Origin of the sequence: Rhizobium sp. BK602 (genome assembly GCF_014195095.1) — a bacterium.
Lineage (GTDB): Bacteria > Pseudomonadota > Alphaproteobacteria > Rhizobiales > Rhizobiaceae > Rhizobium.
This window is the reverse complement of record NZ_JACIBC010000004.1, coordinates 284,186-307,658: the sequence shown is the minus strand read 5'-3', so window position 1 is coordinate 307,658 and position 23,473 is coordinate 284,186. Positions and strand designations below refer to the sequence as shown.

At 62.0% G+C, this 23,473-nt stretch carries 17 protein-coding genes; 8 read left to right on the top strand and 9 right to left on the bottom strand.

Annotated features, from left to right (window positions below):
- Positions 1 to 2: 2 nt before the first annotated feature.
- The 5 genes from FHX11_RS15120 to FHX11_RS15100 form a co-directional block, all read right to left on the bottom strand.
- Positions 3 to 1,673 (bottom strand): ABC transporter ATP-binding protein, encoded by a 1,671-nt coding sequence (locus tag FHX11_RS15120; protein ID WP_184358463.1) that lies wholly within the window; start codon positions 1,671 to 1,673, stop codon positions 3 to 5.
- 13 nt (positions 1,674 to 1,686) lie between these two features.
- Positions 1,687 to 2,814 (bottom strand): ABC transporter permease, encoded by a 1,128-nt coding sequence (locus tag FHX11_RS15115; RefSeq protein ID WP_184358462.1) that lies wholly within the window; start codon positions 2,812 to 2,814, stop codon positions 1,687 to 1,689.
- On the bottom strand, positions 2,814 to 3,824 hold the full coding sequence (locus tag FHX11_RS15110) for an ABC transporter permease (protein WP_184358461.1): 1,011 nt from the start codon (positions 3,822 to 3,824) through the stop codon (positions 2,814 to 2,816). The genes FHX11_RS15115 and FHX11_RS15110 overlap by 1 nt, the downstream gene beginning before the upstream one ends.
- Positions 3,825 to 3,972: 148 nt before the next feature.
- Complete coding sequence (locus FHX11_RS15105; protein WP_184358460.1) at positions 3,973 to 6,063, bottom strand: ABC transporter substrate-binding protein; 2,091 nt, start codon at positions 6,061 to 6,063, stop codon at positions 3,973 to 3,975.
- A 139-nt stretch (positions 6,064 to 6,202) separates the two neighbouring features.
- Entirely contained in the window at positions 6,203 to 7,669 is a 1,467-nt protein-coding gene (locus tag FHX11_RS15100; protein WP_184358459.1) for an alpha-glucosidase/alpha-galactosidase, read from the bottom strand.
- A 214-nt stretch (positions 7,670 to 7,883) separates the two neighbouring features.
- Between FHX11_RS15100 and FHX11_RS15095 the strand changes: the two genes are divergently transcribed.
- Positions 7,884 to 8,786 (top strand): AraC family transcriptional regulator, encoded by a 903-nt coding sequence (locus FHX11_RS15095; RefSeq protein WP_184358458.1) that lies wholly within the window; start codon positions 7,884 to 7,886, stop codon positions 8,784 to 8,786.
- Between the two features lie 289 nt (positions 8,787 to 9,075).
- Positions 9,076 to 11,319: a glycoside hydrolase family 2 protein gene (locus FHX11_RS15090; protein WP_184358457.1), complete on the top strand. Its 2,244-nt coding sequence runs from the start codon at positions 9,076 to 9,078 to the stop codon at positions 11,317 to 11,319.
- 74 nt (positions 11,320 to 11,393) lie between these two features.
- Here FHX11_RS15090 and FHX11_RS15085 read toward each other — a convergent pair whose 3' ends face one another.
- Entirely contained in the window at positions 11,394 to 12,305 is a 912-nt protein-coding gene (locus FHX11_RS15085) for a GntR family transcriptional regulator (RefSeq protein WP_184358456.1), read from the bottom strand.
- Positions 12,306 to 12,534: 229 nt separating this feature from the next.
- Between FHX11_RS15085 and FHX11_RS15080 the strand changes: the two genes are divergently transcribed.
- The 6 genes from FHX11_RS15080 (at position 12,535) to FHX11_RS15055 (ending at position 19,493) form a co-directional block, all read left to right on the top strand.
- The gene (locus FHX11_RS15080; RefSeq protein WP_184358455.1) at positions 12,535 to 14,040 is read left to right on the top strand and encodes an altronate dehydratase family protein; all 1,506 of its coding nucleotides are present in this window, start codon (positions 12,535 to 12,537) and stop codon (positions 14,038 to 14,040) included.
- An 83-nt stretch (positions 14,041 to 14,123) separates the two neighbouring features.
- Positions 14,124 to 15,143 (top strand): aldo/keto reductase, encoded by a 1,020-nt coding sequence (locus FHX11_RS15075; RefSeq protein ID WP_184358454.1) that lies wholly within the window; start codon positions 14,124 to 14,126, stop codon positions 15,141 to 15,143.
- Positions 15,144 to 15,392: 249 nt separating this feature from the next.
- Positions 15,393 to 16,382, top strand: coding sequence for an ABC transporter substrate-binding protein (locus FHX11_RS15070; protein ID WP_184358453.1), 990 nt, complete (start codon positions 15,393 to 15,395; stop codon positions 16,380 to 16,382).
- A gap of 103 nt (positions 16,383 to 16,485) precedes the next feature.
- Positions 16,486 to 18,036 (top strand): sugar ABC transporter ATP-binding protein, encoded by a 1,551-nt coding sequence (locus FHX11_RS15065; RefSeq protein WP_184358452.1) that lies wholly within the window; start codon positions 16,486 to 16,488, stop codon positions 18,034 to 18,036.
- Between the two features lie 88 nt (positions 18,037 to 18,124).
- A complete protein-coding gene (locus tag FHX11_RS15060; protein ID WP_184358451.1) occupies positions 18,125 to 19,096 on the top strand; it encodes an ABC transporter permease in 972 nt (323 codons plus the stop codon).
- 127 nt (positions 19,097 to 19,223) lie between these two features.
- A complete protein-coding gene (locus FHX11_RS15055) occupies positions 19,224 to 19,493 on the top strand; it encodes a hypothetical protein (RefSeq protein WP_184358450.1) in 270 nt (89 codons plus the stop codon).
- Positions 19,494 to 19,825: 332 nt separating this feature from the next.
- On the opposite strand, the gene FHX11_RS15050 is transcribed toward FHX11_RS15055, so the two are convergent.
- From FHX11_RS15050 to FHX11_RS15040, 3 genes are read right to left on the bottom strand one after another with little or no spacing between them, the layout of a single operon-like run.
- Positions 19,826 to 20,827: an acyltransferase gene (locus tag FHX11_RS15050; RefSeq protein WP_184358449.1), complete on the bottom strand. Its 1,002-nt coding sequence runs from the start codon at positions 20,825 to 20,827 to the stop codon at positions 19,826 to 19,828.
- Positions 20,824 to 22,116 (bottom strand): O-antigen ligase, encoded by a 1,293-nt coding sequence (locus FHX11_RS15045; RefSeq protein ID WP_184358448.1) that lies wholly within the window; start codon positions 22,114 to 22,116, stop codon positions 20,824 to 20,826. The genes FHX11_RS15050 and FHX11_RS15045 overlap by 4 nt, the downstream gene beginning before the upstream one ends.
- 9 nt (positions 22,117 to 22,125) lie before the next feature.
- Positions 22,126 to 23,400 carry a polysaccharide biosynthesis/export family protein gene (locus tag FHX11_RS15040; RefSeq protein ID WP_184358447.1) on the bottom strand — a complete coding sequence of 425 codons (1,275 nt, stop codon included), beginning with the start codon at positions 23,398 to 23,400 and terminating at the stop codon, positions 22,126 to 22,128.
- Between the last annotated feature and the right edge of the window lie 73 nt (positions 23,401 to 23,473).

Here is a 23,473-nt window from a genome sequence, read left to right as displayed (position 1 = left end):
GCTTAGGATGCTACCTCGAACGCCGCTCTGACAAGGCGTTCGGTGTAAGCGGTCTTGGGATGGGAAAGAACGTCGTCGACCGGCCCTTCTTCCATGATCTTGCCATGCTGCATGACGATGACGCGATGGCAAAGGGCGCGGACGACCTTGAGGTCGTGGGAGATGAACAGATAGCTCAGACCCCGTTCGTCCTGCAGCTTGCGCAGGAGGTCGATGATCTGGGCCTGGACGGAGAGATCGAGCGCCGAAGTCGGCTCGTCGAGCAGGATGAATTCCGGTTCGAGCGCGATGGCGCGGGCGATCGCGATGCGCTGACGCTGACCGCCGGAAAATTCATGCGGGAAGCGCGACAGGATATTGCCGGGCATGCCGGCGCTGACCAGCGCCTCCTTCACCCGCTCCAGTCGCTCCGCCTTGTTGGCGCCGATATTGTTGACCACCAGCCCCTCGGAAATGATCTGGCCGATGGTCATGCGCGGGTTGAGCGAAGAGAAGGGGTCCTGGAAGACCACCTGCATGCGCGAGCGCAGCGGCCGCATTTCGTCGCGCGAACGGCCATGGATCGCCTGGCCGTCGAAACGGATCTCGCCGCCATCGGCATCGATCAGCCGCAGCAGGGCCTGGCCGAAGGTGGTCTTGCCGGAGCCGGATTCGCCGACGAGGCCGAGCGTCTCATGCCGGCGAAGCTTCAGATCGAGGCCGTCGACGGCGATCAGTTCGCGCAGGTCGGGTTTGAAGAACCCGCCATGACGCAGCATGAATGCGACCTTGACGGACTTGCCCTCGAGGATCGTGTCGCAATCCGGCGGCAGCGGCTTGGCCCGCCCCCGTGGCTCCGAGGCGAGCAGGTGTTGCGTATAGGGATGCTGTGGATGGGCGAAGAGCTCCTCCGTCGTATTGTGCTCGCGCATCTCGCCATGCTGCATGACATAGACATAGTCGGAGAACTGCCGGACCACGGTCAGGTCGTGGGTGATGAGGATCACCGCCATGCCGAGCTGCTTTTGCAGGTTGCGGATCAGATTGAGGATCTGCGCCTGCACGGTGACGTCGAGCGCGGTCGTCGGTTCATCGGCGATCAGCACGTCGGGATCGTTGGCGAGCGCCATGGCGATCATCACGCGCTGGCGCTGGCCGCCGGAAAGCTGGTGCGGATATTGTTTCAGCCGCGCCTCGGGATCGGGGATCTGCACTTGCTTGAGCAGCTCCAGCGCCCGCTTTTCGGCTTCGCGCCGGCTTAGCTTGCGGTGAACGCGGATCGCTTCGACGATCTGGCCGCCGATCGTATAGATCGGATTGAGCGAGCTCATCGGCTCCTGGAAGATCATCGAGATCCGGTCGCCGCGCAGCTGCCGGCGCGCGCGTTCGGAAAATTTCAGCACGTTCTTGCCGTCGTAGCTGACGCTCGATTTTCCCGAGACCATGGCGCGCTTGGTGAGCAGGCCCATGACGGTGCGGGCCGTCACCGATTTTCCCGAGCCGGATTCGCCGACGATGGCGATGGTCTCGCCGCGATAGAGCTGGAAGGAGATGTCCTTGACGGCATCGACGATGCCATCCTCGACCTTGAATTTGACCGCGACATTGCGGGCATCGATGATCGGCGCGGCGGTCTTGCCGGCGGCATCGAGCCTGACGTCGGGAGCGAAGGGGTTGACGAGTGCGAGAGCCATGGTCCGTCTCCGCTCAATAGGGGTCGATCGCATCGCGCAGACCGTCGCCGAGTGCATTGAAGGCGAAGACGGTGACGAGCACGAAGGCAACGGGCGAGAGAATCCAGGGATAGGAGCCGATCACCGAATAGGTGGAGGTATCCTGCAGCATCAGCCCCCAGGAAATCAGCGGCGGCTTGACGGCGAAACCGAGGAAGCCGAGGAAGGATTCGAGCAGCACGACGCTCGGGATCGCCAGCGTCACGGCGACGATGACATGGCTCATGACGTTGGGGAAGATGTGCTGCAGGATGATGCGCCGGTCCGTCGCCCCGACCGCCATGGCGGCGCGCACATAGTCGATCCGCGCCAGTGCCAGCGTCTTGCCGCGCACCTCGCGCGACATCTGCGCCCAGCCGAGCGCCGACATGACGACGATGACGAAGGCGAGGAAGACATTGGTCGGCGCCGTCACCGGGATCAGCGAGGTCAGCGCCAGATAGAGCGGCAATTGCGGAAAGGCGAGTACGAGTTCGACGAAGCGCTGCACCCAGGTATCGACCGTGCCGCCGAAATAGCCCGACACCATGCCGATCGTCGTGCCGACGACGGTGACGATGAAGACGACCGTCAGTGCGATCATCAGCGAGATGCGTGAGCCGTAAATGGCGCGCGCGAGCACGTCGCGGCCGAACTTGTCGGTGCCGAGGAAATGCACGGGCTGGCCGTCGACAGAACCGAAGAGATGCCTGTCGCCGGGGATCAGGCCGAACAGCCTGTAGGGCGCGCCCTTGACGAAGAGGCCGAGCAGGCGCGGATTGTCGTAATCCGGTCCGACGATCGGCTGGAAGGTGACGGGATCGAGCTCGCTGCTTTCCGCCAAGGCGTAGACGCGCGGCTGGAGGACGAAATTGCCGTCCTTGTCGTGGAAGCTGATCATCTGCGGCGGCGCAAAGCCGGTATCGGTCGCCTTCGGGTCGTCGGGGGCGATGAATTCGGCGAAGAGCGCCATCATCAGCAGAAGGAGGACGAGGATCAGGCCGCCCATGCCGGTCCAGGACCGCCTCAGCCGGCGCCAGACCAGCGCGATATAACTCTCATTGCCGCTTTTCGGCTTCACCTTTTCCTCAAGGGGCGGCGGAGACGTGCTGAAGGCGAGCATCAGTGTATCCCTCCCTGTTGACGGACGCGGGGATCGAGCAGGGCGAGCAGCATGTCGGCGATGATGTTGCCGACGATCAGCGTCGCCGACAGCACCATCATGAAGGTGGCGGTGACATAGACGTCGCCGACGGCCATCGAGCCGACGATCGCCGGCCCGACGGTCGGCAGCGCGAAGATGATGGCGGTCTCGATCTCGCCGGTCAGCATATAGGGCAGCACCACGCCCTGATACATGACGAGCGGATGCAGCGCATTCGGCACGGCATGGCGCATGACGACGGCGCCGCCGGACAGGCCCTTGGCACGGGCGGTTTCGACATATTGCGCATTCAGCGTGTCGAGCAGGTTGCCGCGCATGACGCGCATATTATAGGCGAGGCCGCCGAAGGTGGCGATCGCCACGACCGGCCAGACATGTTTGACGAGATCGACGAACTTGTCCCACGACCACGGCGCGCCGCCATATTGCGGCGAATAGAAGCTGCCGATTTCCGAGACGTTGAGCTGGAAGACGAGGATATAGACGATGATCAGCGCCATCAGGAAGCGCGGCACGGTCATGCCGAGGAAGGAGATGCCGGAGAGCAGACTGTCGATCCAGCTATATTGCCGTGTCGCCGCCCAGATGCCGAAGCCGATGCCGAGGACGGAGGCGAAGAGATGGCAGACGAGGGCGAGCGCCAGGGTGCGCGGCAGGCGCTCGCCGACGACGTCGGCGACAGGCTTGTTGTAGAACATGCTGTAGCCGAAATCGCCTCTGGTGACGATGCCGCCGATCCAGTTGAAATATTGCACGACGATCGGCTTATCGAGCCCGTGTTCGCGGCGGTAGATTTGCGCCTGCTCATCGGCCTGGGCAAAGGACGCGCCGCCCTGGTTCATCAGCTGCGAGCGGATATAGTCGGCATAGTCCCCCGGCGGCGCCTGGATGATGGCGAAGGTCACCACGCTCAGGATCAGGAGCACGGGGATGGCGGAGGCTATGCGCATGAGCAGGAATCGTAACATGGAACGGTTCGCTTCTCTTTTGCCGCCGGCGGTCTGCCTCTCTCGGGAGTGCACGGGCCGGCTGTGTTCGACTTTACCCGGCTGCACCGCGATGCAGCCGGACTTTTTGACATTGGCCCGGTGCCGGCATTCGCGCCGGCGACCGTGATCAGTTGATCGGGCCGGCGCTGCCGGGGGCGCCAGGCAACTGCTGCGGGAACAGCTCGTATTTGCCCTGCTTGTTGGCCGCCACCCACAGCCGCTCGCGGATGATCGAGTCCTCGGCCCAGTTGAACATGAAGATCGGCGTGCCCGGCGGAACGTTCGAGAAGCGCTTGTTGATGATCAGCGCGCCCGGATATTCCGTCAGGCCGATATTGTAGAGATGTCCGGTCGAGAGCTTCTGGTACTGTTTCATCAAGGCCACGCGTTCGTCGTTGTCCTTCGAGGTGGTGAACTTGTTGACGACGTCGACCATCTCTTTCTCGAAGGGCATCAGATCCAGTTGCCCGCTTTCCGGCGCACGGTGGTTCCAGCTCGTACGCGGGCCGACCGGCGCAAGCTGTTCGGTGTTCTGCACGACCGAGGCGAGTTCCGTGGTGTTGCGGCGGACCATCCAGTCGAAGCGGCCGCTATAGTTGGCATCGTCGCGCTTCGGACCGTCGAGCGCATTGATGATGACGCGCAGGCCAAGCTTTTCCATCTGGCTGACGACGCCTTCGGCAAGGCTCTTGTCGGTGGTGTAGTCGTTGTTGACCAGCAGGGTGATCTCGACATTCTTGCCGCCGGCGACGCCGGCCGGGAAATTGACGATGCCGTCGCCGTCGGTGTCCTTCAGACCGGCCTTCGCCAGCTCCGCCTTCGCGCCGGCGAGGTCGAACGGATAATAGACGGTGGATGCGCGGTCATAGAAGCTGGTGCCGGACGACAGGCCGCCCGGATAGATCGCCGTGAACGGCCCCTTGACCAGGGAATCGCCGATCGCCTTGCGGTCGAGCGCCATGGTGACGGCCTTGCGGAAATCCTCATTGCGGTTCAACTCGCGAACGGCCTGCCCGCGCGCGTCGGGGGCACCCCAGCCATTGGCGGAAAAGTTCATCTGCAGGTTATAGCCGATAAGGCGCGGGCCGAAGGCGAGACGCGACGGAGCTTCCGGCTGGGCGGCGCGCTTCAGCGAGGCGACGAAGTTTTCCGGCTGCTCGAGATTGGAAAGGTCGCCCGAGCCGGCCACCGCCTGCACGTCGCGGTCCGCCCAGGTCGAAAGCTTGTAATGCAGCTCGTTGAGGTAAGGCAGCTGATTGCCCTTCTCGTCGACCTTCCAGTAATAGGGATTGCGGCGCATGACGATGATATCGTCGGAGCGGTATTCGACCGGCACCCAGCCGCCCATGACCGGCATGTTCATGAATTCCGGCGGGAAGGCGTTCTTGAACTGGTCGTAGGTGTTCTTCGAATATTTCGGATGCTGCGGCTTCAGGATATGCGACGGGCCCGGGCAGAAATTCGGATAGGCCATCGTGTAGAGATATTGCTTGGGGAAGGCATCCTTGAAGGTCCATTCGATCGTATAGTCGTCGATCTTCTTGAGCGTGGTCCCCTCGCCGAAAGCTTCCGGCGACGCGCCGCCGCCGAGCGGCGAGACGTTGGGATCGATGACCTCGTCCTCCCAGTAGAACATGATGTCGTCGGCGTTGAAGGGAGCGCCGTCCGACCATTTCGCGCCTTCGATGAGATGCATGGTGAGCTTGTGGCCGTCCGGCGACCATTCCCAGCCCTTGGCGAGGTTCGGCAGCGGCTCGGTATCCTTCGCTTCGACCTGGAACAGCGGTGCGGTGCGGGTCAGGCATTCGGACAGGCCGATATCGATGCCGCCCCAGCCCTGGGTCTGGCCGGCGCCGTAATTCCAGCCTTCGGGCCGGCCGCCGATGACATGGCGCAGCGTGTCGCCATAGACGCCGATGCCGTCGGGCATGTTGCCGGTCTTGTAGACCAACGGCTCCTTCGGCAGGCGGTCCTTCACCGGCGGCAGCTTGCCGGTCTTGACGAATTTCTCGGTGACCCAGTCCGGCTCGTGATAGTCGGGCAGCGCCTTGAATTCCAGAATGGAATCGCGCGCCACATATTTGATCTTGCCTTCCGCCGGAAAGACCGGCGGCACCGGTGGCACGGTCGGTTCGGATGCGCGGGCGGCGCTCATGGCGATCGCCGATGTGGCAATCGTCAAAGCCGCAAGAATGCCGATTTGTCGAATATGTCTCATCTCTTTCTCTCTCCCATTGTCGCGCGCGTCCCCAAGGGCGCGTCGCACTCCTCTCCTGAACGGAAAATATCCGGCTGGAGACGGCGGAACCCCTCCTGAAAGCTCCGCCGCAACCGGTATTCTCCGGATTGATCCCGCATCAGCCGGCCTGTTTCAGGGCAGCTTTCTCCGCCCTCAGCTCTTCGATCGAGCGGACGTTGCGGCTGGCGGCCCCCTTCCACTCACGGGTCTTCACCTTGGCCCGCGACAGGCGCTCCTTGGCGCCTTCGACGGCATGCGCATATTGCGGCAGCCAGCGGGCTTCGGCGACCACCATCTCGTCGACCATCTGCCAGACCTCCTCCGGTGTCGCGACGGCGCCGACCAGCGGATCGTGCAGGACGGCGAGTTTCAGCAGGTCGATATCGCCGCTGATGGCGGCATGCACCGACATGCGCTGGACGTTGATCGACGAAATGCAGGTGGCGGCGCAGGCTTCCGGCAGGGTGACGCCGGCGACCATGTTGATGCCGAAGCGATCGACGAAGCCGGGCGATTCAATGATGGCATCCGCAGGCAGATTGGTGATGACGCCGTTGTTCTTGACGTTGAAGTGGCCGCGATAGACGCGGTTGGTCTCCAATGCCTCGAGAATATGGCTGGCATGCTCGTTGGAGCGGCGGGCAGGGTCGATCGGCTGCGAGGCGCTGTCGAGGATCTGCTGGAACTCCGTCTCGAACCAGTTGCGGGTCTCGGTGGAGTGGCGCAGATAGCCGCCGGTCTCGCCGTGAATCCAGTCGGACATGTCGATCCATTTGCTGATCTCGTCCGGCCGCTTGCGATACCAGGGCAGATATTCCGACAGGTGCCCGTTGCTTTCGGTGGAATAGACCCCGAAGCGCTTCAGTACGTCGATGCGCAGCTTCTCCTGCTGCGAGAAGACCGGATGCGCCTCGAAAGCGGCGACCAGCTCGTCCTTGCCGATCTTGCGGCCGTTGAGGCGCAGGTCCACGAACCAGGTCTGATGGTTGATGCCGGAGCAGATATAGTCGAGCTCGCGCTTGTCCTTGGCGCCCAGCACCTCGGCGATCTGTTCGGCGCCATGCTGGACGCCGTGGCAGAGGCCGATCGTGTCGACCTTGCCGTATTCGATCGCCGCCCAGGTATTCATGGCCATCGGGTTGGCATAGTTGAGGAATTTCGCGCCAGGTTCCGCGACCTCGCGGATGTCCTTGCAGAAATCGAGAATGACGGGGATGTTGCGCTGGCCGTAGAGAATGCCGCCGGCGCAGATCGTGTCGCCGACGCATTGGTCGATGCCGTATTTCAAGGGAATGCGGATATCCTCGGCATAGGCTTCCAGCCCGCCGACACGCACGCAGCTGATGACGTAGCGGGCGCCCTCCAGCGCCTTGCGGCGTTCGGTCGTGGCGGTGACGCGCGTCGGCAGCTTGTTCGCCTCGACGATCCGGTCGAGGATCGCCTTGATCATCGTAAGATTGTGCTCGCTGAGATCGGTCAGCGCGAATTCGACGTCCCGGAACTCCGGCACGCAGAGAATGTCGGTGAACAGTTTTTTCGTGAAGCCGACGCTGCCGGCGCCGATAATGGCGATTTTGAAACTCATGATCCTCACCTTGAAGTCGATCGAACAATCAGCAACGGAGAAGAGAGCGGTGTTTTCGTCCCATGGTCGCGCCCAGCGCGGCACAAGGCTGCGAAATCAGCATTTCTCCTCCTCCTGCCGGTCCTCATCGGCAGTTGCATGCTGTTTTCCGGGCGGATTATGCCTATAATCACCGGGCCGACCAGAGAACTATTATGCTATCAAGGGTAATTTTGTGCTGCAGGATTTGATCGCCAACGGCCAGACGATGCGAACCGTTTCACTGCCGCGCGGCCGGCATCGGCTGCATGCCATGCCGACCAGCGCCGGCTATGAAATCCGGGACAACGAGCACTATGATTGGGATGGCCGCCGGCGCGGCCAGACGCCGTTCACCGTGCTGCAGCATACGATCAGCGGCAGCGGCCGGCTGCGCTACGAAAACCGCAATTATCGCCTGGGCGCCGGCGATACCTTGCTGGTGCTGGTGCCGCACAATCATCGCTACTGGCTGGAGAAGAACGAACGCTGGGAATATTTCTGGATATCGATGAACGGTGAAGAGGCACTGCGCATCCATCGCCTCATCCTGACCGCCGCAGGCCCCTTGCTCAGGCTGCAGCCGGCCACCATCGATCATCTGGCCGATTGCAGCCTGCGGCTGGTCAGGGGCGCGACGACGCCCGCCTCGGCTTCCGCCGTCGCCTATGAAGCGGCCATGGCGCTTTACGACGACGTCTTCGGTTCGCATGGTGTCGCCGCCGATCGGTCCGCCATGCAGGTGGTCATCGACCATATCAACGCCAATCTCGACAAGCCGCTGCCGGTCGGCGAGCTCGCCAGGGTCAGCGGGCTCAGCCGGGCGCATTTCTCCCGCGTCTTCGCCGACAGCGAGGGGCTGCCGCCGGCCGAATTCGTGCTGCAGCAACGCATGCAGCGCGCCGCCAAGCTTCTGACCAAGGCCGCCTTCATTCCGGTCAAGGAGGTGGCGATCATGTCGGGCTTCGACGACGCCAATTATTTCTCGAAGGCCTTTCGCCGCATCTACGGCATCAATCCCACCGAGTTCCGCACCACCGGCATGTATGCGGCGGTTCGCAGTCCAGGGGACGACGGCAGGGCCGCGCGCGGCAAATAGCCGAATCACCTGCCGCGGAACCCTGCGGCATGCCGACGCAGCTCGTCCGCCGATCGGCGCTAAAAGCCTAACTTTTCTGACATAACGGCCGCAGAAGTAAGCTCGGGCAAGGCCGGACGAAAACGTTTTCGGCGGAATTGCCGATCCTGCCTCCGATTGCGTTGCGCCATGGCCGGAGGCCTGTATAGATATCGCCCGCCGTGGCCATGGTCGCCTTGTTGCCGCGCCTCTTTGTCTAAGCAACGTCTGTTCGTCCGGGGTGGGACGGGCTCTTTTGATAGGATTGACTATGCGTTCAGTTGTCGCTTTCAACGAATCCTGGACTTTTCGCGAGGGCTTTTCGGCCGCCGATGCCGGCCGGCCTCAGGAAGGGCAGCCGATCGCATTGCCGCATACGGCGGTCGAACTTCCTTTCAACTATTTCGACGAGAAATCCTATCAGCGCGCCTTCATCTACCAGAAGATCCTGCCCTGGAGCGACGATTTTGCCGGGCGCGAGGTATCGCTGGTGTTCGATGCCGCCATGGCCGATGCCGTGGTTTATTTGAACGGCGAGGAAATTGTCGCGCATCAGGATGGCTACACGCCCTTCGAGGCGCGGCTGACGGGCCGTCTGAAGCAAGGCGACAACCTGATCACCGTCAAGATCGACGGCAGCGAGAACCCGGAAATCCCGCCTTTCGGCGGCCGCATCGACTATCTGACCTATGCCGGCATCTACCGCGACGTCTGGCTGAAGCTTGCCGCGACCGTCTCCATTGCCAATATCAAGGTCGAGACCGGCAAGGTGCTGGAGGATCGCAAATCCGCCAGGGTTCGCTGCGACATCGCCAATCCGCAGGGCCTCGCCTTCCATGGCTCGGTCACCGCAAGCCTGCGTGCGCCCGACGGCAAGGTGCTGGCCACGGCCGTTGCCGAAACCTCCGGCGGCAGTGTTGACTTCGCTTTCGAGGACCTGTCCGGCATCGCGCTCTGGGATCTCGACAATCCCGTGCTTTACACGCTGGAAGCCGAACTGAAGACCGATCGCGGGACGGATCGATATTCAACGACATTCGGCTTCCGCACCGCCGAATTCACCACCGAAGGCTTCCTGTTGAACGGCAAGACGCTGAAGCTGCGCGGTCTCAACCGCCACCAGGCCTTTCCCTATGTCGGCTATGCCATGGGTCGGTCGGCGCAGGAGCGCGACGCCGAGATCATGAAGCACACGTTGAAGTGCAACATCGTGCGCACCTCGCATTATCCGCAGTCGAAATGGTTCCTCGATCATTGCGACCGCATCGGTCTCCTGGTCTTCGAGGAAATTCCTGGCTGGCAACATATCGGCGGCAAGGAATGGCAGCAGGAATCGATCCGCAACGTCCGCCGCATGATCGAGCGCGACTGGAACCATCCGTCCATCATCATCTGGGGCGTGCGCATCAATGAATCGCAGGATTCGCATGATTTCTACGCCGAGACCAATCGGCTGGCCCGCGAACTCGATCCGACCCGCCAGACCGGCGGCGTGCGCTATATCACCGATAGCGAGTTGCTCGAAGACGTCTACACGATGAACGATTTCATCCTCGGCAACGAGGAATTGCCGGGCGTCAACCGGCCGCGCACGCCGCTGAGGCCGCAGCAGGAAAATACCGGCCTGTCGAAGACCGTGCCCTACATGATCACCGAATTCGGCGGGCATATGTATCCGACGAAGATCTACGATCAGGAGCAGCGCCAGGCCGAGCATGTGCGCCGGCATCTGGAGGTGCTGAACGCGGCCTATGGCGATCCCTCGATCTCCGGCGCCATCGGCTGGTGCATGTTCGACTACAATACCCATAGCGACTTCGGCTCCGGCGACCGTATCTGCTACCACGGCGTCATGGACATGTTCCGCGAGCCGAAATTCGCCGCTTACGTCTATGCCAGCCAATGCGCGCCCTCCGACGAGGTCATCATGAAGCCGGTGACGATCTGGGCACGCGGCGAGCGCAATATCGGCGGCGCGCTGCCGCTGATCGTGCTGACCAATTGCGACGAGGTGGAGCTGCGTTACGGTTCGCTGACCAAGCGTCTCGGTCCCGACTGCGAGACTTTCCCGCATCTGCCGCATGCGCCCGTCGTCTTCGACCATCGCAATTTCACCCCGGACGAGCTCGGCGTCTGGGGCATGGAATGGCAAGACGTGCATTTCACCGGCTTCATCGGCGGCAAGGCGGTCGCAACCCTGGATATGGTCGCCAATCCGCTGCCGACGACGCTGGATGTGCAGCCCGACAGCCAGACGCTGCGCGCCGCCGAGCGCGACACCACACGCGTCATCGTCCGCGCGCTCGATCAGGTGGGCGGACGCCTGGCATTCCTCAACGATGTCGTAAGGATCAAGGTCAGCGGTCCGGCCAAGCTGATCGGGCCGGATGTGGTGGCTTTCCAGGGTGGTACGACCGGTTTCTGGCTGCAGGCGACCGGCGTGGCCGGCGCGATCACGGTCGAGGTCTCCTCGTCCCGTTTTGCCAGCCGGACGGTGACGCTCAAGGCGGAGTGACAGATCGAAAAGGGCGGCTGGCGATTGCGGGCGTTGTTCGCGCGTTGCCAGCCTTTCCAGGCTTGTCGTCCCTTTCAGCCCGCCGGTTCGATGGCCTCGTTCGTATTCTGCGGGATCGATTGCAGCAGGGTCTGCCGCGCCGAGGCGAGGTGGGTGCGGCAGGCTCGGTCGATCCATTGCGGATCGCGTGCCTCCAAGGCTTCTATATAGTCGAGGTGCTCGACGATGGCGCGTGAATTGCGCTCGCGGGCAAAGGCCTTGTTCCACTGATAGTGGTAGTGAAAGACGATGGCGATCGCGTCGTAGAAATCGGCGATGAAACGGTTCTTCGAGGCACGGTGAATGAGAAGATGGAATTTCTCGTCGAGCTGCGAGAAATCGCGGTAGCGCTCGTCGAAATTCTCCAGGAGATCATAGTGCTCCCGCTTGATGACCGCCAGATCGGTCCAGGCCGGATGATCCACCGGCATGCGCCCGAACTCGGCCGCCGAATGCAGCTCGAACATTTCGCGCACGTCGGCAAGTTCCAGCGCGAATTCGCTGGTGAAGCCCTTCAGGATCCAATGGCTGTTCGGTCGTTTCTCGATCAGCCCGAATCGGCTGAAACGGATGAGGAACTCGCGCACCACCGAGGTTCCCGTACCGATCTCGCGCGCCAGTTCCAGCTCGTTGATCTGCATGCCGGGCTGAGCCTCGTCGGAAAGGATGCGCAGCATGAAGCTGCGTTCGATGATGTCGTGCAGCGAATTGGTTTCCTCCTGCGGAAAGAAATCCGCAGCCGTCGGCTGGCGCAGCACGATCTTCTGGCGCTTGTTCCACAGGATGATGCCAGCGTCACTAAGACGCATCAGGATGGCGCGCGCCGTGCTGCGGCTCACGCCGAGTTCGGCGGCGATCTCGGGCTCGGTCGGCAATGCCGTATCCGGCTTCAGTCCGGCCGCGTAGCGATTATACGCATCCTTGAAGAGCGTCTTTTGTCTCGCCATTTCCTCCCTCGCTTATCATTCACCGCTCTTTGCCGGCGGTGATGTCTTTGCCATTCCGGAATGGCGGTCAAGTGCGAGGAGCGTCGCTGCATGCGTCCGACGTCGGTTGAGGCCGGCAGACGATTTCCTCGTTGACACCAAAATGTTTATTGTAGATAAAAAACAAAATCAATCGGCAACAGCCCGAGGAGGGGCCTGCCGAAGAACAAGATTGTTCTGGGAGAGGATAGTGAGCAAGCAGCCTTGGGTCCTTTTGTCGGAGGGCGACAATGTCGCCGTGGCGACGGCGGCGATCGAGCCCGGTATTTCTGTCGTGGGCGGCGTGGTGACGCGCGATAGGATCGATCCCGGCCACAAATTCGCGATCCGTGACATCGCGCTCGGCACGCCGGTCGTCAAATACGGCCAGGCGATCGGCCGCACGACGGCCGAGGTCAAGGCCGGCGAGCATGTCCATAGCCATAATCTGCATTTCGAGAACGACCGTCTGGCAGCCACCGCCAATGCGGAGCCGGAGGCAGCGACAGAGGCCGACAAGGCCCGCAGCTTCCTGGGCTATCGCCGCGCCGACGGCCGGGCCGCGACCCGCAATTATATCGGCATCATCGCCAGCGTGAACTGTTCCACCACGGTTTGCCGCGCCATCGCGGAAGAGGCAAACCGGACGCTCCTTCCGCACTATGAGGGCATCGACGGTTTCGTGCCGATCGTGCACGACCAGGGCTGCGGCATGAGTTCGACCGGCGACGGCATGCAGACGCTGCACCGGACGCTCGCCGGCTATACGCGCCATGTGAATTTCGGCGGCGTGCTGATGATCGGCCTCGGCTGCGAGGTCAACCAGCTGATGCTCTACGGCCAGAGCGGCGCCGGCGCCAGCAAGCGCCATTTCAACATTCAGGATGCCGGCGGCTCGCGCCGCGCCGTGGCGCTCGCCATGGGCGTGTTGAAGGAGATCGCCGAAGAGGTCGGCCGCGCCCGCCGCGAGCCGATCCCGATCAGCGAGATCATCGTCGGCCTGCAATGTGGTGGTTCCGACGGCTTTTCCGGCATCACCGCCAATCCGGCGCTGGGTGCGGCCGCCGATTTGCTCGCCGCAGCCGGCGGCACGGCGATCCTGTCGGAAACCTCGGAAATCTACGGTGCCGAGCATCTGCTGCGCAGCCGCGCCGTCAGCGAGGCGGTCGCCGCCAAGCTCGACGCGAAGATCGACTGGTGGGAAAAATATGTCGCCATGCATGGCGCTTCGCTCGACAACAACCCTTCGCCCGGCAACAAGCGCGGCGGCCTGACCACCATTCTGGAAAAATCGCTCGGCGCCGTCGCCAAGGGCGGCCGCTCGCCGCTGACCGCCGTCTATGGCTATGCCGAGCGGGTCACGGAGCATGGGCTCGTCTTCATGGATACGCCGGGCTATGATCCGGTTTCGGCAACTGGCCAGGTCGCGGGCGGCGCGAACATGATCGCCTTCACCACCGGCCGAGGCAGCTGTTTCGGCTCGCGGCCGGCGCCGTCCTTCAAGCTGTCGAGCAATTCGGCGCTCTATCACGCGATGGAGGAGGATATGGATATCGACTGCGGCACGATCGCCACCGGCGAAGCGACGATATCGGGCAAGGGCCGCGAGATATTTGAGCTGATCATCGAGATCGCATCGGGCAAGAAGACGAAGAGCGAAGCCTTTGGCTACGGCGACAACGAGTTCGTGCCCTGGCATCTCGGAGCGACGCTCTAGGGCAGCATATGCATGTCCCCGCGGCCGGCTCTGAACGCCGGGCATGGGGAAACCGATCGAGCAGTCATCACAAGGGAGAGGTGATGAAAACGAGAAGAATCGGCAGGACGGATCTGGAGGTCACCGAGATCAGCTTCGGTGCCGCGGCTCTTGGCGGTCTTTACCGCGCCTGCCCCCGCGATCAGGCCATCGAAACCCTGCAGGCGGCATGGGATAGCGGCATCCGCTATTTCGACGTGGCGCCCTGGTATGGTTTCGGTCTCGGCGAACGCCGCGTCGGCGATTTCCTGCGCGACCAGCCGGAAGACAGCTATGTGCTTTCCACCAAGGTCGGACGGCTGATGCGCCCGGTTGCCAGCGACAAGGTGCCGAATTACGGCTATGTCGATCCTCTGCCCTTCGATGCGGATTACGACTATTCCTATGACGGTATCATGCGGTCGGTGGAATTCAGCTATGCCCGCCTCGGTCTCAACCGCATCGATATCCTCTATGTCCACGATATCGGCGGCTATACCCACGGCAAGGCGCTGAACGACCACTATCTCGGCCAGCTTCTCGGCTCCGGCCTGAAGGCGCTGGAGGAGCTGAAGTCCTCGGGCGCGATCAAGGCCTATGGCCTCGGCGTCAACGAGGTGCCGGTCTGCCTCGACGTCATGCGCGAGGCCGATATCGACTGCATCCTGCTTGCCGGCCGCTACACGCTGCTCGACCGTTCGGCCGTCGCCGACCTGCTGCCGCTCTGCGAGAAGAAGGGGACCTCGCTCGTGGTCGGCGGTGTCTTCAACTCCGGCATTCTCGCGACCGGGCCGGTGCCGGGCGCGCATTTCGATTATCTTCCGGCCACGCCGGACATCCTGGCCAAGGTCGGCGCGATGGAGGAAGTCGCCCGCCGCCATGGCCTCCCGCTTGCGGCGCCGGCGCTGCAGTTTCCGCTCGCCAATCCGTCGGTCGCCTCTGTGCTGATCGGCACGGCGAAGGCGGCAAGTTTGATCCGCAACATGCAGCTCGTCGAGCCGAAGCTTCCGGCGAGCCTTTATGCGGAATTCGAAGGATTGACCCTGGTCGCGCCACCCTTGGGAGACGAGGCCGTCCGGGTCTGACAGCATGATCTCGAACCGCAGGACCGCGAAGCGAAAAGCGTGAAGCGGTTTTCGGATAAGATCATGCAACGCAAATTAAAGAGCTATCGCACCGTCGAGGAGACGGTGCGACGAGGAGGAAAGCCTGTTTTGGCGGGGTCGGTTATCTGCCGCTCCGCAATGCGTGAGCTCATATCGAGTTCACGATACCGAGCCGCAAGCGTTCAACGGCCGGTGTGCAGGATAAGAGCGCGTTGAGAGGAGAAATCAATGACCATCGCCAAATCCCTTCTGTCCCGCCGCGCCTTTGCCGGTCTCGCCGGTGCGGCCATGATTGCCGTCGCCATGCCGGCGCAATCCTTTGCGGCCGAAGTGACGATCCCGATTATCGTCAAGGACACGACATCCTTCTATTGGCAGATCGTTCTCGCCGGCGCCCGCAAGGCCGGCAAGGATCTCGGCGTCAACGTGCCGGAGCTCGGCGCCCAGTCGGAATCCGACGTCAACGGCCAGATCAGCATTCTTGAAAATGCCGTGGCCGGCAAGCCGGCTGCCGTCGTCATCTCGCCGACCGAGTTCAAGGCACTCGGCAAGCCGGTCGATGAAGCAGCCAAGTCCGTGCCGGTGGTGGGCATCGATTCCGGCGCCGATTCCAAGTCCTTCATCTCGTTCCTGACCACCGACAATACCCAGGGCGGCCGCATTGCCGCCGACGGTCTTGCCGCTGCGATCAAGGGCATGACCGGCAAGGAAGAGGGCGAAATCGCCATCATCACCAGCCTGCCCGGCGTCGGCTCGCTCGATCAGCGCCGCCAGGGCTTCCTGGAAGAGATCAAGGCCAAGTATCCGGGCCTGAAGGTCGTGGCCGACAAATATGCCGACGGCCAGGCGACCACCGGCCTCAACATCATGACCGACCTGATCACCGCCAATCCGAAGCTCGTCGGCGTCTTCGCCTCCAACCTGATCATGGCGCAGGGCGTTGGCCAGGCGATCGCCGAAAACAAGCTCGGCGACAAGATCAAGGTCATCGGCTTCGACAATGACGACAAGACCGTCGGCTTCCTGAAGTCGGGCGTTCTCGCCGGCCTCGTCGTTCAGGACCCCTATCGCATGGGCTATGACGGCATCAAGACGGCGCTAGCCGCCTCGAAGAAGGAAAAGGTTGCGGCCAATGTCGATACCGGCGCCAACCTCGTGACCAAGGCGAACATGAGCGATCCGAAGATCGACGCTCTGCTGAACCCGAAGGTCAAGTAACGCTTGCGGGCCGCGCCGGGAGACCTGGCGCGGCCCCTGCCATTTCGGCCCGGTTCGCGTGGAGGCGAACGGGGATCATGACCGGCCAAAGGGAGGAGAGCCCATGACGAGCCTCGAAGAGATCAGTCATCGCCACGATGACAGCGTGCGGACGGAAGCCAATCGCGTTCCGACCGGCTCGCCCATTCTCGAGCTCAAGGGGCTGCATAAGCGCTATGGCTATGTCGAGGCATTGAAGCCGGCGACCGTCACCTTTCTGGCGGGCGAGGTTCATGCCATCGTCGGCGAAAACGGTGCCGGCAAATCGACCCTCATCAAGCTGCTCACCGGCGTCATCACCCGCACGGCGGGTGAAATCCTCTGGTGCGGCCATCCGGTCGCCCTCGCCAATCCGAACGAGGCGATCGCCCGCGGCATCAACGCGGTGCATCAGGAGGTCGTGCTCTGCCCGCATCTGACGGTTGCCGCCAATCTCTTTCTCGGCGACGAGGTCAACCGCTTCGGGCTGATGCGCAAGAAGCAGATGGAGAAGATGGCGCAGGCCGTGCTGGACGATCTCGGTTTCGGCCTGCCGGCCGGCGTGCCGCTGAGCTCGCTCACCATCGGCCAGCAGCAGCTTGTCGCGACCGCCCGCGCGGCTATGCGCGGCACGCAATTTTTGATCTTCGACGAACCGACCGCCTATCTCACCCGCAAGGAATCGGCGCAGCTGTTCAAGCTGATCCGCCGCCTGCAGGGCGAAGGCGTCACCATCGTCTATATCAGCCACCGCATGGAAGAGGTCTTCGAACTCGCCGACCGCGTCTCGGTGCTGCGCGACGGCACCCATGTCGGCACCCGCTCGATCGGCGAAACCAACGAGGACGAGCTGATCAAGCTGATGATCAACCGCTCGATCGAGCAGATCTATCACAAGGAAGAGATCCCGATCGGCGAGACCATTCTGGAAACGCGCGGCCTGTCCGGCCCCGGTTTCGAGGATATCTCGCTGAGTGTCAGGGCCGGAGAGATCGTCGGTCTCTACGGACTGATCGGCGCTGGTCGCAGCGAATTCGCGCTCGGTCTCTACGGCCGCCAGCCTTTGTCTGCGGGCGAGATCTACTGGCAGGGCCGCAAGGTCGATATCCGCAGCGAGCGTGATGCCATGGATCTCGGCATTGCGCTTGCGCCGGAAAGCCGTCGCGACCAGGGGCTTTGCCTCAACCTGCCGATCGGGCTCAATATCAACCTGCCGGTCTTCAAGCGGCTGAGCCGCGGCCCGGTCATCAGCGCGCATGGCGAGGCGGCCAATGCCGATAGGCAGATCCGCGACTTGAGCATCAAGACGCCGAGCCGGCGTGTTCTGGTTTCCGCCATGTCGGGCGGCAACCAGCAGAAGGTCGTCATCGGCAAATGGCTGAGCCATGGCGCCAAGCTCTTCATCTTCGACGAGCCGACCGTCGGTGTCGATGTTGGCACCAAGGCGGAAATCTACCGGCTGTTCGCGATGCTGCTGAAGGAAGGGGCGGGGATCATCGTCATCTCCTCCTATCTGCCGGAAGTCTATGAGCTCGCCGACCGCCTGCATGTCTTCCGCCGCGGCCAACTCGTCGCCAGTCATGATTTTCACGCCGCCACGCATGAGGAAGTCCTCGGCGAAGCGATCGGCACGTAAATGCAAAGAGCAGGAACGGTTCCGCGTTTCATGGAAAGGCGAGATCGTTCCGAACAACAGATAAAAACGAGAATAGAGAGGGACAGGAATGGCCACGAATACCACAGACGGCCCCGCCATAGCGCCGCGGCGCAAGATGAACATCTTCTTCAGCCTGACGCTGATCTTGCTGCTGCTCGCTCTCTGGGTGCTTTTGGGTTTCTGGACGGATAAATTCTGGACGCCGCTCAACATCACCAACCTGATGCGACAGGGGTCGATGACGGCAATCCTGGCCCTCGGGCAGACCTTCGTCATCATCACCGCCGGTATCGACCTGTCGGTCGGCGCCATCGTCGGCTTCTGCACGGTGATCATCGCCTGGCTGTTGCAGGCGGGCTTCCCGGTCTGGGCGGCGGTCCTGATCACGCTTGCCTTCGGCGTGCTGATCGGCGCCTTCCACGGCTTCGGCATCGTCCGCATGGGCCTGCCGCCCTTCATCATCACGTTGGCGACGCTGACGTCATTGCGCGGCATCGGCCTGCTGATCACCAACGGCTCGACCATCAATATCGTCAATGACGATTTCACCAACTTCGCCGTCTCCGACTTCCTCGGGATTCCGAGTCTGTTCTGGATGGTGATCGTGGTGGCGGTGCCGGCCTTCATCTTCCTGCATCTGAGCCGCTGGGGCCGCTATCTCTTCGCCGTCGGTTCGAACCGCGAAGCCGCGCGCCTGTCCGGCGTCAACGTGACCTGGATGATCTATCTCGCCTATATTCTGTCCGGCACCTGCGCCGCCTTCGTCGGCGTCCTGCTGGCCTCACGCATCGCCATCGGCAATGCGACGCAGGCGGATGGCTGGGAATTGCAGGCGATCGCCTCCTCGGTCATCGGCGGCACCAGCCTGTTCGGCGCGGTCGGTTCGGTCTATGGCCCGCTGATCGGCGCCTTCATCCTCGCCACCATCAACAACGGCGCCAATCTGCTGAACCTCAATTCCTTCTGGCAGCGCATCATCACCGGCCTGCTGATCATCGTGATCGTCTATTTCGACCAGTTGCGCCGCCGGCGCGGTTAGAAATATTCGACACCCGGTGTCATTGAGAAGGGCGGCAATCGGGCGGGATCGTCTCACCTGAATTGCCGCCCATTCCGTCTTATCGAAGGGTTACCTCGCGGACGACTTTGGAGTTCCAGGGGCACCAATGGCCGCCGGGCAGGAAGGCGCCGCCGGCTTCGTCGAGATGCTCTTCGACATAGAGCATGTCTGCGTCGCAGACCTCGATGGCCATGTCGAAGAAGTTGATTGTTTGCGGATCCAGATAGAAGCTGAATCTCGGATTGTATGGCTGAGTTCTCTTGATGATCCTGCCATGGACATGAATCCGGCTCTTCTCCTTGCCGGAAATGATATCCAATGCCTCATTGATCCGATTTTCATCCGTCAACTCGATGATGAATTCCAGACCTGGTGACGAGTCTTGTGCAAAGGCAAAATAACGGGGCATGGTATTTCCTCCATATCGAGTTGAAAAAGACGTTGGATCAATGTGCTTCCATTGCGGAAGCACTCGTTAATTAGATATATCTAATATAATATCAACCCATGAATTTTACTGGTTTTTAAAAAAATATGAGAGCTCGGCTCGGCTATCTGCATGGCCGTTGACATCGCCGTTCCAGGATTGCGGTTGTCGCAAGGAGCCGGCTTATGACATCGCCGATGGCCGCACCGCCTGCACGCAATTGATGCCGGCCGTGTCCCCCGCCGGTTGATGTGCTATCAGCGACGATGTTTGGTTGCCGCTCAGACCGGCGAAGGACGCGACCTTTGCCAGCTCAGGCCCTTCAACAGATTGCGCAGCGGCTTTTCGACGATCTCATAGGCGCAGACGCCGAGAAGCGTGCCGGAGATGACACCGATGAAGGTTATGACATCGGAGGGCATTTGCATCGATGCCATCAGCTTGACGACCACCGAGATTGCCAATGTGTGCCAAAGGTAGATCGAATAGGAGCCGTTGCCGAGATAGGCAAGCAGGGGAATGGCAGGCAGCCTGCCGCTGCGTTCGACCGACACCGTGCCGAGCACCAGCGCTACGGCGAGCGGTCCGCAGGTCAATTCGTTGAAATCCAGTCGGAGAAGCTGGATGGCGGTAAAGCCCGCCAATGCAACCAGGATCAGCGAAAGGCCGAGGCCGGCGCCCGGAACCCGTCCGGACAGCCAGAGCTGCCCCAGGATGGCGCCGGCGACGAATTCCAGGATGATCGGCCGCGTATAGGTCACGAGCAGCGGCGTTTGCGGATGGATGATGGCGCCGGCAATGACGAAGGCGAAGAAGACGGCGGCCATGCCGGCAAGCTGGATGCGGCGCGGCAGAAGCAGCGTCGCGGCGAAGATGACGTAGAAGAACATCTCGAAATTCAGCGTCCAGCCCTGCACCAGGATCGGCCAGATCTCGCCGTTGCTCGGAGAGCGCACCGGGATGAAGAACAGCGAGCCGAGAATATGGTCGGCCGTCAGCCTCATGTTCGGAAACAGGCCGGCGACGGCGCCGGCTATCATGATGGCGGTGACGATCCAGTAGGACGGCGCGATGCGCTGCAGCCGATCGGCAAGGAAGCGCAACGGCGTCACCGGCCGGCGCTCGCTCATCGTCCACATGATGAAGCCGCTGATGACGAAGAAGACATCGACGCCGGCGGCGCCGATGACGAAATGGCTGTCGGAGCGTTCCGCCGCATGGAAAACCACGACGGCGAGGGCGGCCAGGGCGCGAAGATACTGGATGCCGTAGAGGGTCTTCATCTGCTGATCCGCGGCTCCCAGTTTGCCGGTGGCGCAAGCTCCATCCGGTCATCGCCGGCAAGCGGAGCGATCGGCGACGTGCGGGTTCTCATCGCCAGCTTTCCTGCCGCGAAATAGAACAGGAAGGAACCGACCTGGTAGGGATTGAGAATATCGATCTCAACGAAGGAACGGATCAGAAGCAGCGTGGTGAGGCCGAACAGAACATAGGATTCGTCGTTTCGGATATCGCCGAGAAACCGCTTGAGGTGACCGATGATGGTGGAAAGCAGGATTGAGGCAAGCAGGAAGACACCGATCAGACCGGTTTCCACCGTGGTTTCGATATAGGTATTGTGGAAGTGGAAGCCGGCGCGGGAGCCGATGTAGAACTCGTCCCAAAGGCGTTCTGGCTCCGAAAAACCCTGTACCCAATAGGCCTGATATCCGACGCCGAAGAAAGGATTGAGCTGCGCGGCCGCTATGCCCTGTTGCCAAAGATAGGTGCGGCCGGTCAGGGTCGAATCCTTGCCGAAGGCGCCGAGCACGAGATCGACGGCGCCGAGATAGACGCCGGCAACGGCGAGCACGACACCGGATATGGCGGCGGCGACGAACAGCCTCTGGCGCTGTCTCGGCGATAGAAACAGGATAACGCGCAAGCCGATGCAGAGGCATACGACCAGGCCGGTGGTCAGCATTGAGGTCGCCGACGCCGAGGCGTGCAGACAGTAGGCCGACAGCAGGCCGAGAATGCCGGCACCGAGCATCCAGATGCGGCGTTCGCCGAGGATGAAGACCGCGGCAAAGGCGAAATAAATGCCGAGCGAGGCATAGAAGCCGAGCTGGTTCTTGGAATCGAAGGCACCGACAAAGCTGTAGGTGCCGTCAAAGGGATCGAAGGCATAGTAGCCGAACAGGATCGAATAGATCAGCACCATGCCGGCGCCGGCGATCGCGCCACGTGTGAGCGTGCGGATATCGAGCGTGCGCATGGCGATCAGCGCGCAGACGATATGCGTCATGTACTGGATACCGGCGCGGGCCGAAATCGACGGCACCACCGACCAGAAGATCGACAGGCAGGTGAAAACGCCGAAGGCGAAGATCCAGAGATGCTTGCGGTAGTTGCCGAGCACGCTGCGGTAATCGAGCAAGACCAGCGGAAACCACAGCGCATAATAGGCAAGGATGGAGGCTTGCCCGAACCGCGAGGAATAGGCGAAGACGAAAAAGGAAAGCGCAATCGCCACCATGCCGTAGGTGGCGTTGCGGCCGGGACGGATAAAGGTCGATTTGGGAATCCGCATCGACTCTCCTTAGCGCATGGCGAGACCGGCGCTCACCTTGATGAGGTCGCCTGGCAGGACCTGGGTATTCTCCTGAGCGGGAATCTCCTTCGCCTGGCCATTTTCCTCCCGAACGATCGTGTAGACCACCTGCACGCCCTGTCCGCCGGGGTCGATATTGCCGGCGTCGGCCGATTGCGCGACCGCCTCCTGCATCAGCGACTGGCTGGTCGAAAGCTTGAGCTGCAGGGTTTCCAGCTGGGTATCGGTGTCCTGCAGATCCTGCGCAAGCGAGTTCTGCCAGTCGTTGCGCACGGTATTCTCGTCTTGATTGGCCTTGCTGATGCTCTGCTTGGCGTTCAGCGATGCCGTGTCGGTATCCAGCAGGTTGGTTTCCACGTCGGAGGCGCGCTGCTCGGCCGAGATCCTGCGCGAGGCAAGTTCCAGGCCTCTTTCGGCCAGGCTCTCGACCTTGTCGCGGTCTGCCTTGGCGAGATCCAGCTGGCGGTTCAGCGTGTCGGTCTTCTTGGCCAGCGCCTCGACCTCGCCTTGCAGCAGCACCTTCAGGTCCGCCAGCGCCTGCAATTGCGTTTTCATGCGCTGGCTGCGCGTCTTCATCAGCGCTTCTTCGCTGGCGAGCAAATCGGCGGATTGCGGCAATTTCTGCAGATCCGAGGGAACGTCGATCTGTTCCTTGCCGGCAAGCTCCGCCAGCAGGCGGGCCTTGCGCATCAGGAGACGTCCGCGTTCGGCCATGAGGACGACGGCATCACCCTTGGCGTTGATGAAGTCGCGGGCAAAGCGCTGGCCCGCATCGGCGCGGCGCATGCCGCCGCCCAGGCTGATCGCCTTCAGGACGGAAAGGTTCGGTGCAAAGGGATATTCGCCGGGATTCTGGACTTCGCCGGACAGATAGATCGGCCGGAACTGCGACAGCTCGACGGAGGCTGACGGCCGGTCGCGCAGGCCGAATTGCTTCTGCAGCCCGAGGCCGATCGCCTCGGCGATCTCATCCGTCGTTTTGCCGCTGGCCGGCATGTCGCCGATGAAGGGAATGGAAACAGCACCGGAGGGACCGACCGTGTAGTCGCCCGAAATCACCGACCAGTCGCGGATCGTGCCCTCTGCCGTCTGCCATTCTGCAACACGAATGCGGAGCTTGTCCATGACGCCCAGGTGATAGCCTGGAAGGCTGTCGGCGCGGGCGCTGCCTGTTACCGTGCACAGGCTGAGGAAAAGGAGAGCTGCGCAACGAAAAGATGTGGTTGCGCCAACGAGCCTACCAGAAGGCTGAATTTCAATCATGCAGGACTTCCCTGTTATTGGATTGCAGCCCCGCAAGCACGGGGAAAACCGCAGGAGCCTCCTGCGGTCGCTG

What these genes read in the sequence shown, in the direction of transcription:
- FHX11_RS15120 (WP_184358463.1), bottom strand. Translation starts at nt 1,673, where the DNA reads ATGGCTCTCGCACTCGTCAACCCCTTCGCTCCCGACGTCAGGCTCGAT.
- FHX11_RS15115 (WP_184358462.1), bottom strand. Translation starts at nt 2,814, where the DNA reads ATGCTCGCCTTCAGCACGTCTCCGCCGCCCCTTGAGGAAAAGGTGAAG.
- FHX11_RS15110 (WP_184358461.1), bottom strand. Translation starts at nt 3,824, where the DNA reads ATGTTACGATTCCTGCTCATGCGCATAGCCTCCGCCATCCCCGTGCTC.
- FHX11_RS15105 (WP_184358460.1), bottom strand. Translation starts at nt 6,063, where the DNA reads ATGAGACATATTCGACAAATCGGCATTCTTGCGGCTTTGACGATTGCC.
- FHX11_RS15100 (WP_184358459.1), bottom strand. Translation starts at nt 7,669, where the DNA reads ATGAGTTTCAAAATCGCCATTATCGGCGCCGGCAGCGTCGGCTTCACG.
- FHX11_RS15090 (WP_184358457.1), top strand. Translation starts at nt 9,076, where the DNA reads ATGCGTTCAGTTGTCGCTTTCAACGAATCCTGGACTTTTCGCGAGGGC.
- FHX11_RS15085 (WP_184358456.1), bottom strand. Translation starts at nt 12,305, where the DNA reads ATGGCGAGACAAAAGACGCTCTTCAAGGATGCGTATAATCGCTACGCG.
- FHX11_RS15075 (WP_184358454.1), top strand. Translation starts at nt 14,124, where the DNA reads ATGAAAACGAGAAGAATCGGCAGGACGGATCTGGAGGTCACCGAGATC.
- FHX11_RS15070 (WP_184358453.1), top strand. Translation starts at nt 15,393, where the DNA reads ATGACCATCGCCAAATCCCTTCTGTCCCGCCGCGCCTTTGCCGGTCTC.
- FHX11_RS15065 (WP_184358452.1), top strand. Translation starts at nt 16,486, where the DNA reads ATGACGAGCCTCGAAGAGATCAGTCATCGCCACGATGACAGCGTGCGG.
- FHX11_RS15060 (WP_184358451.1), top strand. Translation starts at nt 18,125, where the DNA reads ATGGCCACGAATACCACAGACGGCCCCGCCATAGCGCCGCGGCGCAAG.
- FHX11_RS15055 (WP_184358450.1), top strand. Translation starts at nt 19,224, where the DNA reads ATGGCCGCCGGGCAGGAAGGCGCCGCCGGCTTCGTCGAGATGCTCTTC.
- FHX11_RS15050 (WP_184358449.1), bottom strand. Translation starts at nt 20,827, where the DNA reads ATGAAGACCCTCTACGGCATCCAGTATCTTCGCGCCCTGGCCGCCCTC.
- FHX11_RS15045 (WP_184358448.1), bottom strand. Translation starts at nt 22,116, where the DNA reads ATGCGGATTCCCAAATCGACCTTTATCCGTCCCGGCCGCAACGCCACC.
- FHX11_RS15040 (WP_184358447.1), bottom strand. Translation starts at nt 23,400, where the DNA reads ATGATTGAAATTCAGCCTTCTGGTAGGCTCGTTGGCGCAACCACATCT.